Annotated in this window: 10 protein-coding genes; 8 read left to right on the plus strand and 2 right to left on the minus strand. The window is 67.7% G+C overall.

What is annotated here, in order from left to right; translation table 11 throughout:
• Window positions 1–35 precede the first annotated feature (35 nt).
• The 4 genes from gltB (at window position 36) to ACW171_RS08880 (ending at window position 8859) form a co-directional block, all read left to right on the plus strand.
• Entirely contained in the window at window positions 36–4547 is a 4512-nt protein-coding gene (gene gltB, locus ACW171_RS08865) for a glutamate synthase large subunit (RefSeq protein WP_492096610.1), read from the plus strand.
• Window positions 4548–4583: 36 nt separating this feature from the next.
• Window positions 4584–5837 carry an ammonium transporter gene (locus ACW171_RS08870; RefSeq protein ID WP_492092812.1) on the plus strand — a complete coding sequence of 418 codons (1254 nt, stop codon included), beginning with the start codon at window positions 4584–4586 and terminating at the stop codon, window positions 5835–5837.
• 84 nt (window positions 5838–5921) lie between these two features.
• On the plus strand, window positions 5922–8402 hold the full coding sequence (locus ACW171_RS08875; RefSeq protein WP_492092813.1) for a helicase-related protein: 2481 nt from the start codon (window positions 5922–5924) through the stop codon (window positions 8400–8402).
• Window positions 8403–8553: 151 nt separating this feature from the next.
• On the plus strand, window positions 8554–8859 hold the full coding sequence (locus ACW171_RS08880; RefSeq protein WP_492092814.1) for an RNA-binding S4 domain-containing protein: 306 nt from the start codon (window positions 8554–8556) through the stop codon (window positions 8857–8859).
• 6 nt (window positions 8860–8865) lie between these two features.
• On the opposite strand, the gene ACW171_RS08885 is transcribed toward ACW171_RS08880, so the two are convergent.
• Window positions 8866–9495: a YceI family protein gene (locus ACW171_RS08885; RefSeq protein WP_492092815.1), complete on the minus strand. Its 630-nt coding sequence runs from the start codon at window positions 9493–9495 to the stop codon at window positions 8866–8868.
• Between the two features lie 198 nt (window positions 9496–9693).
• Here ACW171_RS08885 and fdxA point away from each other — a divergent pair, with 198 nt between their 5' ends.
• Together fdxA and ACW171_RS08895 are read left to right on the plus strand one after the other, a co-directional pair.
• The gene (gene fdxA / locus ACW171_RS08890) at window positions 9694–10035 is read left to right on the plus strand and encodes a ferredoxin FdxA (RefSeq protein ID WP_271085209.1); all 342 of its coding nucleotides are present in this window, start codon (window positions 9694–9696) and stop codon (window positions 10033–10035) included.
• 311 nt (window positions 10036–10346) lie between these two features.
• Window positions 10347–10907, plus strand: coding sequence for a CarD family transcriptional regulator (locus tag ACW171_RS08895; RefSeq protein WP_492092816.1), 561 nt, complete (start codon window positions 10347–10349; stop codon window positions 10905–10907).
• A 100-nt stretch (window positions 10908–11007) separates the two neighbouring features.
• Here the strand turns inward: ACW171_RS08895 and ACW171_RS08900 are convergent, their stop codons facing one another.
• Complete coding sequence (locus ACW171_RS08900) at window positions 11008–11475, minus strand: DUF3617 domain-containing protein (protein WP_492092817.1); 468 nt, start codon at window positions 11473–11475, stop codon at window positions 11008–11010.
• A gap of 228 nt (window positions 11476–11703) precedes the next feature.
• Here ACW171_RS08900 and rpmB point away from each other — a divergent pair, with 228 nt between their 5' ends.
• Together rpmB and ACW171_RS08910 are read left to right on the plus strand one after the other, a co-directional pair.
• On the plus strand, window positions 11704–12000 hold the full coding sequence (rpmB, locus tag ACW171_RS08905; protein WP_492092818.1) for a 50S ribosomal protein L28: 297 nt from the start codon (window positions 11704–11706) through the stop codon (window positions 11998–12000).
• Window positions 12001–12222: 222 nt separating this feature from the next.
• Window positions 12223–13983, plus strand: a complete 1761-nt coding sequence (locus ACW171_RS08910) for a M1 family metallopeptidase (protein WP_492092819.1) — start codon at window positions 12223–12225, stop codon at window positions 13981–13983.
• Window positions 13984–13988: the final 5 nt, after the last annotated feature.

Raw genomic sequence — 13988 nt, forward strand, 5'->3', positions numbered from 1 at the left:
TTTCGCGGGGATGAGCGGATTGGGAAGTGACTGAAATGACTTGGCTCCAGAAATACGAAACAGACCGCCAGCGCCTGATCGACGCCCACGCCTACCAGCCGTCGTCGGAGAAGGACGCGTGCGGCGTAGGCCTCGTCGCCGCCATCGACGGTGTGCCGCGCCGCGAGGTCGTCGAGCTGGCCATCAAGTCGCTGAAAAACGTTGCCCACCGGGGCGCGGTCGATCCCGACGGCCTGTCGGGCGACGGCGCCGGCCTGATGGTCGAGGCGCCGCAAGCCTTCTTCGCCGAACAGGTCCGCGTCATCGGCCAGACCCTGCGTCCCGGTCCGATCGCCATCGGCCAGATCTTCCTGCCGCGCACCGACCTGGGCGCCCAGGACCGCGCACGCGCCATCGTCGAGACCGAAGTCCTGCGCGCCGGGTTCACCATCTACGGCTGGCGCCAGACCCCGATCGACCTCAGCGTCGTGGGCTCAAAGGCGGATGCCACCCGGCCCGAAATCGAACAGATCATGCTGGCCGTCCCCGCCGACCTGGCCGAAGACGGAGAGGCGCTGGAGCGCGAACTCTATCTGGTCCGCCGCCGCATCGAGAGCGCGGTCGCGGCCGAGAGCGTGCCCGGATTCTACATCTGCTCCTTGTCGGCGCGGTCGCTGATCTACAAGGGCATGGTCCGCGCCGAGCTGCTGGACCAGCTCTATCCCGACCTGCTGGATCCGACTTTTCAGTCCGCCTACGCCATCTTCCACCAGCGCTATTCGACCAACACCTTCCCCGAGTGGCGGCTGGCCCAGCCGTTCCGGATGCTAGCTCACAACGGCGAGATCAACACGCTGAAGGGCAACCTGAACTGGATGCGGTCGCACGAGATCCGCATGACGGCCCAGGCGTTCGGCGACCATGACGAGGCCGTGAAGCCGGTCGTCCAACCAGGCGGCTCCGATAGCGCCGCTCTGGACAACGTCTTCGAGGTCCTGGTCCGCGCTGGCCGTCCGGCGCCCATGGCCAAGGCCCTGCTGATCCCCGAGGCCTGGGCCAAGGACGAGGGCCTGATGAAGCCCGAGCACCGCGCCCTCTACGCCTACTGCAACGCCGTGATGGAGCCATGGGACGGCCCGGCCGCCATCTGCGCCACCGACGGCCGCTGGATCGTCTGCGGCAAGGACCGCAACGGCCTGCGTCCGCTGCGCGCCATGGAGACCCATGACGGCCTGCTGCTGGCCGGTTCCGAAGCGGGCCTCGCCGGACTGCCGGAAAGCCGCATCAAGCGCCGCCTGCCCATCGGCCCCGGCCGCATGATCGTGGCCGATCTCCAGAACGGTGTCCTGCTCGACGAGATCGAGACCATCGACGCCCTGGCCGCCGATCATCCGTACACGGAGTGGCTGGCGAACATGGTCGATCTGGAGCCGATCATCGGCCCCGGACCCGAGCCGCGCGCCGCCACCGGCGAGGTCCTGACCCGCCGTCAGATCGCGGCGGGCTACAGCCGCGAAGATCTCGACATGCTGCTGGATCCGATGATCCGGGACGGCAAGGAGGCGGTCGGCTCGATGGGCGACGACACGCCACCGGCGGTCCTGTCCGCCCTGCCCCGGCCGCTGGCGCACTACTTCCGTCAGAACTTCTCCCAGGTCACCAACCCGCCCATCGATCCGCTGCGTGAAGCGGGGGCCATGAGCCTGAAGACCCGGTTCAAGAACCTCGGCAACATCCTCGCAGAGGAAGAGGCCCAGACCGACGTCTTCGTCCTCGACAGCCCGGTCCTGACCACCGGCATGTTCGACAGGCTGCTCGACGTCGTGGGCGCCGGATCGACCGTGACGATCGACTGTTCCTATCCGATGCCGGCAGAAGGCGACCGGCCCGGCCAGGGCCTGCGGACCGCGCTGGACCGCATCAAGGAAGAGGTCGAAGCCGCCGTCCGCGACGGCTCCAACCTGATCGTCCTGACGGATGACCAGGCCTCCGACACGCGTCTGTCCGTGCCGATGATCCTGGCGACGGCGGGCGCCCACGGCCGCCTGACCGACACCGGCCTGCGCAGCTTCGTCTCCATCGTCGTGCGCTCGTCCGAGGTGCTGGATCCGCACGGCTTCGCCGTCCTCGTCGGCGTAGGCGCCACGGCCGTCAATCCCTGGCTGGCGCAGGAGATGTTCCAGGAACGTCTGGATCGCGGCGCCTATCCGGGCCTGTCGCTGAACCGCGCCTGCCTGAACTACAAGGGCGCGCTCGAGGCCGGCCTGATGAAGACGCTCGCCCGCAAGGGCATCAGCGTCATCTCCGCCTATCGCGGCGGCTGCGAGTTCGAGGTGCTGGGCCTGAGCCGCGCCGTCACGGCCGAGTTCTTCCCCGGCGCCCCGTCGCGCATCTCCGGCATCGGCCTGGCCGGTCTGGAGCGCGCCGCGATCGAGCGCCACACCGCCGCCTGGACCGAGGCCACCCCCTCGCCCGCAGTCGGCGGCTTCTTCCGCATCCGCGCGGGCCAGGAAAGCCACGCCCACGACGCCAAGACCATCCACCTGCTGCAGGACGCCTGCAATCGCGGCGACTACAAGCGCTTCAAGCAGTACTCCGAGGCCGTCCGCGAACAGCCGGATAACGCCCCGCGCGACCTGCTCGACTGGCGCGAAGGCCTGAAGCCGGTCCCTGTCTCCGAGGTCGAAAGCGTCTCGGATATCCGTAAGCGCTTCCTGACCCCCGGCATGTCGCTGGGTGCCCTGTCGCCTGAGGCCCACGGCGTCCTCAACGTCGCCATGAACCGTATCGGCGCCCGCTCGGTCTCGGGCGAAGGCGGCGAGGATCCGGACCGCTACGCCACCCGCCCGGACGGCGACAACATGAACTCGGCGGTCAAGCAGATCGCGTCGGGCCGGTTCGGCGTCACCGCCGAATACCTGAACCAGTGCCGCGAGATCGAGATCAAGGTCGCCCAGGGCGCCAAGCCCGGCGAGGGCGGCCAGCTGCCCGGCTTCAAGGTCACCGAGTTCATCGCCCGGATGCGCCACTCGACGCCCGGCACGACCCTGATCTCGCCGCCGCCGCACCACGACATCTATTCGATCGAGGACCTGGCCCAGCTCATCTACGACCTGAAGTCGATCAATCCCGACTGCCGCGTCACGGTGAAACTGGTCTCCGCCTCGGGCATCGGCGCCATCGCCTCGGGCGTGGCCAAGGCCAAGGCGGACGCCATCCTGATCGCCGGTCACAACGGCGGCACGGGCGCCTCGCCCCAGTCGTCGATCAAGCACGCGGGCCTGCCGTGGGAGATCGGCCTGGCCGAGACCCATCAGGTTCTCAGTCTCAACAACCTGCGCAGCCACGTCGTAGTCCGCGCCGACGGCGGCATGCGGACCGGCCGCGACATCGTCATCGCCGCCATCCTGGGCGCCGAGGAGTTCAACATCGGCACGGCGTCCCTGATCGCCATGGGCTGTCTGATGGTGCGCCAGTGCCATTCCAACACCTGCCCCGTCGGCGTCTGCTCCCAGGACGAACGCCTGCGCGAGAAGTTCACAGGTACGGCCGACAAGGTCGTCAACCTCTTCTCCTTCATCGCCGAGGAGGTCCGCGAATACCTGGCCATGCTGGGCGCGCGGTCGCTGGACGAGATCGTCGGTCGCACCGACCTGCTGCGTCAGGTCCGTCGCGGCGGCACCCATCTGGACGACCTCGACCTCAACCCTCTCCTGGTCCGCGTGGAGGCGGCCGAGAAGAAGATGTGGGCCGAAAAGGGACGCGCCGAGGTTCCGCCGACGCTCGACGCCCGCGTCCTCAACGACGCCTGGGCCTTCCTGGATCGCGGCCAGACGTCGGAGCTGACCTATCCGATCTCCAACGTCATGCGCACCATCGGCGCGGGCGTTTCCTCGGCCATCGTGCGCCGCTGGGGCCCGACCGGCCCGACCGGCGTCCTGACCCTGAAGCTGCAGGGCTCGGCCGGCCAGTCCTTCGGCGCCTTCGCAGCCAAGGGTCTGAAGCTTGAGCTGACCGGCGAGGGCAACGACTATGTCGGCAAAGGCCTGTCCGGCGCCGACATCGTGGTCAAACCCATCGAGTGGCGCGAGAACCAGCCCGCCATCGGCAACACCACCCTCTATGGCGCCACCTCCGGCCGCCTGTTCGTCGCCGGTTCGGCGGGCGAGCGGTTCGCGGTCCGGAACTCCGGCGCCGAGGCCGTGGTCGAGGGCGCCGGCGCCCACGCCTGCGAATACATGACCGGCGGACGCGTCGCGATCCTGGGTCCAGTCGGCTGGAACCTGGCCGCCGGCATGTCGGGCGGGGAGTTGTTCGTACTCGACGAGGCGGGCCGCACGGGTCTGGCGCTCAACGGCGACCTGGCGTCGTTCGCCCCGGTCACTCAGGCGGCCGGCGAACGCCTGAAGACCCTGATCGAAGCCCACCTCGCCGCGACCGGGTCACCGCTTGCCCGCCGTCTGCTGGGGTCGTGGAGTGAGAACCTGAAGCGGTTCGTGCGCATCGTCCCGACCCCGGTGGCCGAGGCCGAGCGCAAGCTTGACCAGGGCGAAGCGGTCCCAGCATGATCCGTCTGTACTGACGTTCCTGAGGCCTCCCCGCCGATGACCCTCGCCGCGCCCACCCTCCTCGCCCATCAGGCGCCGCTCGTCATCGACGGCGCGGCGACGGCCTGGATCCTCGTCTCGACCGCCTTCGTCCTGATGATGACCCTGCCCGGGCTGGCGTTGTTCTACGGCGGCATGGTCAGGAAGAAGAACATCATCGCCACCATCGCGGCCTCGACGGCCTCCCTGATGGTGGTGACCATCCTGTGGTTCATCGCCGGCTACAGCCTGTCGTTCGGCTCATCCGGCCAACTGACCAACGGCTTTATCGGCGGCTTGCAGGCGGTCTTCCTCGACGGCGTGCGGATCAATACGGCCCACAGCCTGGCCCCCGCCCTGCCCGAATATCTCTGGATCGCCTACCAGCTGACCTTCGCCATCATCACCCCGGCCCTGATCGCCGGCGCCTTCGCCGAGCGGATGAAGTTCTCGGCCTCCTTGCTCTTCTTCGCCCTGTGGCACCTGATCGTCTATGCCCCGATCTGCCATCAGGTCTGGGGCGGCGGATATCTCGGGTCCTGGGGCGTGCTCGACTTCGCGGGCGGCGCGGTCGTCCACGTCAATGCGGGCGTCGCAGGCCTCGTCTGCGCCCTCGTGCTGGGCCCGCGCCACGGGTTCGGGCGAGACAATATGGCCCCCGCCAACCTCGCCTACACCGCCATCGGCACGGGCCTGCTGTTCGTCGGCTGGCTGGGCTTCAACGCCGGCAGCGCCTGGGCCGCCGACGGCATCGCCGCCGTCGCCGCGCTCAACACGATCATCGCACCCGCAGCCGCCGCGCTCGGCTGGATGGTCATCGAGTGGATCGACAAGAAGCGTCCGACCCTCTTGGGCCTGTTGTCCGGTATCGTCGGCGGCCTCGTCGCCATCACACCGGCGGCCGGTTTCGTCGATCCCAAGGGCGCCTTCCTGATCGGCCTGATCGGCGGGCCTGCCTGTTACGCCGGCGCGGTCTGGCTCAAGCACGCCCTGAAGTACGACGACAGCCTGGACGCCTTCGGTATCCATGGGGTCGGCGGCATCGTCGGCGCGATCCTGACGGGCGTCTTCGCGACCACGGCCATCAACGGCGTGGCTGAGGGCGCCGACATCGTGAAACAGATCGTCGGCCTGGTCGCCGTCATCGCCTGGAGCGCGATCGGCACCTTCGTGGTCCTGATGGTCTGCAAGTTCACCACCGGCCTGCGCCCGACCAAGGACAGCGAAGTCGAGGGCCTCGACTACTCCCAGCACGGCGAGAGCATTCACTGATCGATCCGTCCCCTCCCCGGGCAGGGGGAAAGACATCCGACGCCGCTTGAGGAACCGTCGGCGAATCGCCACCTTATCCTTACCATGAGCGACCGCCCCACCGGCCTCGCCCCATCCCGCGTCGTCGCGGTGCTGGGGCCTACCAACACCGGCAAGACCCACCTCGCGGTCGAGCGGATGCTGGGCCATGCGTCCGGCATGATCGGCCTGCCGCTGCGTCTCTTGGCGCGCGAGATCTACGAGCGGATCGTCAAGCTGCGGGGCGCCAACGCCGTCGCCCTGATCACCGGCGAGGAAAAGATCATCCCGCCCCGCCCCCACTTCTGGGTCTGCACGGTCGAGGCCATGCCGCTGGAGCGCGAAGTCGAGTTCCTGGCCATCGACGAAATCCAGCTCGCCGCCGACCCCGAGCGAGGCCACGTCTTCACCAGCCGCCTGCTGCACGCGCGCGGCCGGTTCGAGACCATGTTCCTGGGCGCCGCGACCATGGCCCCCCTGATGCGCCGCCTGATCCCCGATCTGGAGATCATCACCCGCGAGCGATTGTCGAATCTGACCTATGCCGGCTCCAAGAAACTGACCCGCCTGCCCCGCCGCAGCGCCATCGTCGCCTTCAGCACCGATCAGGTCTACGCCATCGCCGAACTGATCCGGCGCCAGCGCGGCGGTGCCGCCGTGGTCATGGGTTCGCTCTCGCCCCGCACCCGCAACGCCCAGGTCGGACTGTTCCAGTCGGGCGAGGTCGACTTCCTGGTCGCCACCGACGCCATCGGCATGGGTCTGAACATGGACGTCGACCATGTCGCCTTCGCCGGGATGCGCAAGTTCGACGGCCGCCGCACCCGCTGGCTCCATGCCCACGAGATCGCCCAGATCGCCGGCCGCGCCGGACGCCACATCCGCGACGGCACCTTCGGCGTCACCGGCGAGGCCGAGGAGCTGGACGAAGACCTGGTCGAACAGGTCGTCGAGCACCGCTTCGATCCCATCCAGGCCATCGAGTGGCGGAACGCCCGTCTCGACTTCGACACCCTGCCCGACCTGCTGCGCTCCCTGGTTCAGACGCCGGGCGTCCCCGGCCTTAAGCTGACCGGACAGGCCCTGGACGAAACCCTGCTGCGCCGGGCCATGCAGGACGACGAGGTCAAGCGCATCGGCCGGTCGCGCGGGACCATCATGCGGTTATGGGAAGCCTGCCAGCTGCCCGACTTCCAGAAGACGACGCTGGAGGAGCATGTCCGCCTGTCGCGCGACGTCTTCCACGCCCTGACCGGCAAGCGCGGCCGCCTGACCGACGACTGGTTCGCCCCCCGCTTCGCCGAGGTCGACCGCGACGACGGCCAGATCGACCAGCTCTCGGCCCGGCTCGCGGGCGTCCGCACCCTGTCATACATCGCCAACCGCCCCGACTGGCTGGAGGGGAACAAGGGCTGGCGCGACCGCACCCGCGCGCTCGAGGACCGGCTGTCCGACGTCCTGCACGAACGCCTCACCGCCCGGTTCGTGGATCGCAAGACCACCGCCCTGATGCGCTCCCTCCACGACCGCGAAGGCACGATGGCCGAGGTCGCCGACGACGGGGTCGTCACCGTGGACGGCGAGGCCGTGGGTCATCTGGAGGGCGTCCGGTTCGCCGCCGCCGCCGGAGGTTCGGCCCTGGCCGACCGCACCCTGAAGACCGCCGCCCTCCGCGCCGTCGGCCCCGAGATCGCCCGCCGCCTCGGCAAGCTGGCCTCAGACGCCGACGACGCCTTCTCGGTTACGCCCGAGGGCGATGTCCTGTGGTCCGGCGCACTCGCCGCGAAGGTCACGAACACCGACCCCTTCAGCCCTCGCGTCCGCCTGATCGGCGACCTGGGCCCCCAGGCCGCCCGCGACCGAGCCCAACGCCGTATCGAGGCCTGGCTGGCGGCCGAGGCGGGTCGGGCGTTGCGCGACCTCCGCCGCCTGAAACAGGCCATCGAATCCGGTGCCATCAAGGGCCTGCCGCGCGGCATCGCCTTCCGGCTGCTGGAGGCCGGCGGCGTCATCGACCGCCGCGACGTCGAACGCGACCTCGCCGCCCTCAGCCAGGTCGAGCGCCGCACCATCAAGACCTTCGCCATCCGCGTCGGAACCCATTCCGTCTGGCTACCCGGCGCGCTGAAGCCGCGCGGCCGTGCCCTGTCCCAGGCCTTCGCCGCCGCCGAGCCCTTCCGCGCGAAAGCGGAGGGCCTGACCCTCCTGCCCATTCCCGCCCCGTCGATGCGCGCTTTGTCCGCCTTCGGCGTCCGCCCCGCCGGTCGGTGGGCCGTGCCTGTGGAGGACCTCGAACGCGCCTCCGACCTGCGCCGCGAGAATAAGGGAAACCTCTCCGACGAGGCCCTGAAATCCCTCGGATGGGCCGCCGGCGACGCCAAGGCCATCTGGTCCGCCCTCAAGACGGTCCGCGCCCAGATGCCCGACCGCGAGGGAAAACCCGTCGTGGTTCGTCCCGATTCGCCCTTCGCCAAGCTCGCCGAACTGACGGCGCCTGCCCAGCCTGCCCGCCGTAAGCGCCCGAGGCGGAAGAAGGCCGCGACTTGAGCGCCCACCCACAATGCCGGCTTTGCCGCCTCGGCGAGAGGATTGGCGCTGTTGGCACTTCACCACGGATAATTTTGGCGGTTCGCCAAGCCTGCGATATCGGCAATCAGCCTGACGTTTCCGAATCGGCAATCCCTGCCGTCGGGCTCCGATGAGCGACGACAGCGTCCGCGTGGATATCTGGCTGTGGCGCGCGCGCTTCGTGAAGACGCGGGGGCTGGCCGCCGACCTGGTCGAGCGCGGCGCGGTCCGCCTCACCCATCGCGGCAAGCAGACCCGCCTCGATAAACCCAGCCGATGCGTCCATCCGGGCGACGATCTGACCTTCGCCCAGAACGGCCGCGTCACATCCCTTCGGATAGAGGCCCTGGGCGAACGGCGCGGACCTCCGGCGGAGGCCCGCGCCCTCTACTCTCCCCTCGGGGAGACCGAGCCCGCCTCAAGCGGCGAGCGGTAGGCGTCTTCAGGGCTGTTTGACGAACTCGCCTTCGATGTGAAGCTCGACCTCGTCGCCGATGGCCGGCAGGCCGTAGCTCATGCCGAACTCCGAACGGCGGATGGTGGTCTCGCCGTCGAAGCCGACCTTGTAGGTGTTGCCCATCGACGGGCCGGCCTGGTTGAACTCGACCTCGAGCGTCACCGACCGGGTCACGCCGTGCAGGGTCAGGTCGCCGATCACATCGGCCTCGGTCGGATCTTCACGGTCCACCACGATCGACTTGGCGACGAAGGTCGCGGTCGGGAACTCGGCCGTATTGAAGAAGTCAGGCGTCTGCAGGTGCGCCTTCAGGCCGTCGTCGTTCGGCGCCACGTCGGCCAGCGGCACCGTGGCCGTCAGGGTCGAGTTGGCCGGATTGGAGGGGTCCAGCGTCAGGTCGGCCGACACGTTGATGAACTGGCCGATGTAGGTCGAAAAGCCCAGGTGATTGACCTTCCAAGTGATTTTTCCGTGGCCGGGATCCAGCTTGTAGGTCCCGGCCTGAACCTCGGCGGGGACGCGCGTGGCGGCGGTCTGGGCGGTCACGACCCCGCCGACGAGGCTGAGCGTCAGGGCGCCCGCGACGGCGGTGCGAGCGAGCAGGCGGCGGTTCATCATGGGTGGACTCCGGTTGAGGATAGGGATGGCATAACTGCAATCAGCACTGATGCAAATAAGACGTCTGGTCGCAGACACAAGTGTCGAACACCGTTCAGGGTTCACTTCGGTTGACACCGGACCCCGCCGGGGTCATGTCCCGCACGCTCGCAAGAGCCCTCCCGCTCCCCTCGCAAAGCCGACCTTCGCCCGCCCATGACCTACATCGTCACCGACGCCTGCGTGAAATGTAAGTTCATGGACTGCGTCGAGGTCTGCCCGGTGGACTGCTTCTACGAGGGCGAGAACTTCCTGGTCATCGCGCCCGACGAATGCATCGACTGTGGCGTCTGCGAACCCGAATGCCCGGTCGACGCCATCGTCCCCGACACCGAGGACGAGCCCGACGGCAAGTGGCTGCAGGTCAATGCCGAATACGCCAAGGTCTGGCCGAACATCACGGTCAAGGGCACGCCGCCCGCCGACAAGGAACAGTTCGAGCGCGAGACGGGCAAGTTCGAGAAATATTTCTCACCCAAGCCCGGCAAGGGCTCCTGACGCCTTTCGACCTGCGGCCGAGTTCCGGGTCAGGAATAGCGACGGTTCGTCAACCGGCGCACGCGACGTTTTGAAATTGCCTCGTTTTGTGATATGTTCCTTCACATTGGGTCGGGCGGAATGCGTTTAGGCGCGCCGCCCGCGTTTGCGACAGAACCTCGTCCATGAAGACGAGGTCGGCCAGAGGTTGGGTGATCCGTTTCCACGTTTGACGACTGCATCATTCCGATCGGCGACCCCCGTCGCCGGTCTGGAAGCAATTGTTATTCGCGCCTTCGATGCCCTGCCCCTGCGTCCGGGAAAGGAATGACATGACCACCAAGAGCGTTCTGGAATTCAAGGTTGGCGACGCTGTCGTCTATCCGGCTCACGGCGTCGGCAAGGTCGCCGCAGTCGAAACCCAGGAAGTGGCCGGCATGTCGCTGGAAGTCTATGTCGTGACCTTCGACCACGAGAAGATGACCCTGCGCGTCCCGACCAAGAAGGCCAAGACGGCCGGTCTGCGCACCCTGGCCGCCGAGGACACCGTGTCCAAGGCCCTGACCGTCCTCAAGGGCCGCGCCCGCATCAAGCGCACCATGTGGTCGCGTCGCGCCCAGGAATACGAAGCCAAGATCAACTCGGGCGACCTGATCTCGATCGCCGAAGTGGTCCGCGACCTGCACCGCGCCGACTCGCAGCCGGAACAGTCCTATTCGGAGCGTCAGCTCTATGAATCGGCCCTGGACCGGATGGCGCGCGAAGTCGCCGCCGCCAACCGCATCGACAAGGACGCCGCCGTCCAGCTTCTGTCCAAGTCGCTGAGCGCCAAGAAGGCCGTCATCGCCGCCGCCGAGGCTGCTGAAGCGGAAGAAGAAGCAGAAGCCGCATAATCCCTCGCGGATCACTGCGCGAAAAAGGCCCCGGAGCGATCCGGGGCCTTTTTTTATGCCTCTCTCCCCCTCGCGGGAGGGAGAGCGCCGCAACCTGCCCTCAGAAATACTCGGCGCCGGCCGGGCAGACCGCAGCCACCCGACGCGCTGTGATGCTCGCCGGCAAATAGGGCGTCCCGCGCGCCAGCTGCGCACCCCCGGTGAAGCGGAAGTTTTCCTGCTGGTAGGAGCCGCCGAGCCGCACGTTCACACGACGTCCGCGAGGGTCGGTGCAGGTTCCCTCGAACCGCGCCGTGCCGCCTCCGACCACCCGTGTGGGATAGACGCACTGCCAGCGACGCGTCGACAGACCCCCGAAGAAGCGGTTGATCTCGGAAGGACGCACGCATTTCGTCTCCGTCGACCGGATGCCCACTGCGCTGGTCGTGTATTCCCAGTAGCCCGGCAGGACCTCGGTCGCCGCGGCCTGGGCCTGTGATGGAGACGATGGCGCGGCCAGCAAGATTGCTCCGGCCAATGCAGGAGCGGCGACGGCGACGGCGCGCATCAGGACGGAAGGCAGGGTCATCGTGGATCTCATCCTCGGGACAGTCCCGAACACCTTAAGCATTGAAACGCGGCGTTTGAACGACGCATGAACGCTGGAACCGGAAGAGTCGCTTCGACGCCTCCAAACCCTTGACGTCTCGGGATCGCTTCCTCTATACGGCCCCCTCTCGCGCGGGGGTCCACCTCGCGCGCATTTGTTTCATGCGCCCTCCACGGTTCGGAACGGCGCCACCTCAAGGATCAAACGATGTCGCGTCGTTGCGAACTCACCGGTGTCGGGCCGATGGTCGGCCACTCGGTCAGCCACTCGAACATCAAGACCAAGCGTCGCTTTCTGCCGTCGCTGAAGAAGGTCAAGCTGGCTTCCGAAGCCCTGGGCCAGTCGTACTCGCTGCGTATCTCGAACGCCGCCCTGCGCACCCTGGACTTCAAGGGCGGCCTGGACGCCTTCATCGTCAAGGCCAACGACGAGAAGCTGTCGCTCACGGCCCAGCGCATCAAGCGTCAGATCAAGGCCAAGCTGGCTGAGCAAGCCGCCGCCTAAGTTGTGACGGACCACGAAATCTGAGCGAGGCCGGTGGAAACACCGGCCTTTTTCTTTGCTCCAGATCTCCCCGCGCACCCCGGCGAAGGCCGGGGTCCAGATCACCGATGCCGTCGGCTCGGATCAAAGTCCGGGACTCCGCTCTGAGACTGCCTTTTCCATCTGGACCCCGGCCTTCGCCGGGGTGCACGATGAGGGTGGTTCTGACGAGGGGAGTGGCCCATGGCCCGATCGATTTTGCTGACAGCGAGCCTGACTGTGATTGCATGCCTGCTGGCATCTGGTCCGGCCTTGGCTCAGGACACGCCGGCGCGACAGCCCACCGCCTTCACTCTCGAGACCGACAACCCGCGCTCGCCCGAGCAGGAGGCCGTCCGCTTCGACAAGGCCGATGTCTCCATCAAGATCCTGCCGGAGACCAAGTCGATCGAAGGCGTCTCGGTCCTCGACTTCACCGTCCTGGCCCCCATCCAGCGGCTGGCCGTCGAACTGGACACCCTGTTCACCATCTCGGAGGTCCGGCTGGACGGACAGGTGGTCCCCGCCGATCGCTGGTCCAATCCTGAGGGCCGCCTGACGGTCGAGGTTCCCGCCGGTCTGGCCGAGGGCGCCACCCCGACCCTGACCATCGCCTACGCCGGTGCCCCCCGCGTCGCACCGCGTGCGCCCTGGAACGGCGGCTGGGTCTGGTCGACCGCCCCGACCGGAGAGCCCTGGATCGGCACGGCGGTCCAGCTGAACGGCTGCGACCTGGTCTGGCCCTGCATCGACAACTCCAACGCCGAGCCCGGCCAGCTGGACATGCATGTCACCACCCCGGGCAATGTCTCCGCCCCCGGCCCCGGCGTCTTCACCGGCATGACCGAGAACGCCGACGGCACCAAGACCTGGAGCTGGAGCATCAAGACACCGAACATCTACGCCGGGATGATCAACGTGGGTCCCTACGAGGAGGTCACGGCTCCCTACGAAAGCCGGTTCGGCAACACCATCCCGATGCACTACTGGCACCTGCGTTCGGACGACCCGGCCAAGGTCGCCCGGCTGTTCGCCGAGTTCGCCCCCATGCTCGACTTCTTCGAATCGACCATCGGCCCCTATCCGTTCGGCGAGTCCAAGATGGGGGTGGTCGAGACGCCCTACCTCGGGATGGAACACCAGACGATCAACGCCTACGGCAACGAGTACCGCATCTCGGCCCAGGGCTACGACACCCTGCTGCAGCACGAGTTCGCCCACGAGTGGTTCGCCAACCAGCTGACCAATCGCAACGCCGACGACATGTGGCTGCACGAGGGGCTGGGCACCTATATGCAGCCGCTCTACGCCCGGTTCCTGCACGGCGAGCGCTACATGCAGGCCGAACTGAAGGGGCAGCGCGAGGGCCTGGCGAACCGCTTCGCCGTGGTCTCCCAGACCAACCGCACGGTCAATCAGGTCTATGGCGGCTCCGAAGGTCCCGGCGGCGACATCTACAACAAGGGCTCGCTGATCGCTCACACGCTGCGGATGACGATCGGCGACGAGGACTTCTACGAAGTCATCCGCCGTCTGGTGTACGGACGCCCCGACCCGCGTCCCGGCAACTTCACGCCCCAGCTCAGCTCGACGCGCGAGATGAACGCCATCGTCAAATCGGTCACGGGCCGCGACTACGACTGGTTCTTCGACGCCTATCTGTATCAGGCCGCCCTTCCGGTCCTGAACCAGACGCGCGAGGGCGATCAGCTGACGCTCAGCTGGACCACCGGCGACGGCGGTGCCTTCCCCATGCCGGTCGAGATCGAGGTCGATGGCCAGCTTCAGACCGTGGCGGTCCCGAACGGCGGCGCGACGGTTCCGGTCCCGGCCAAGGCGACCCTGCTGATCGATCCCGAGAACAAGCTGCTGCGCCAGCTGGACGTCATAGACGACCTTCAGGCCTACAACCGTGCCGAACGGGAGCGCGCCGCCGCCGAACGCGCCGCTCGCTCCGCCAACTGAGACCC

The sequence above is a fragment of the Brevundimonas sp. FV1ye28 genome (assembly GCF_058681135.1).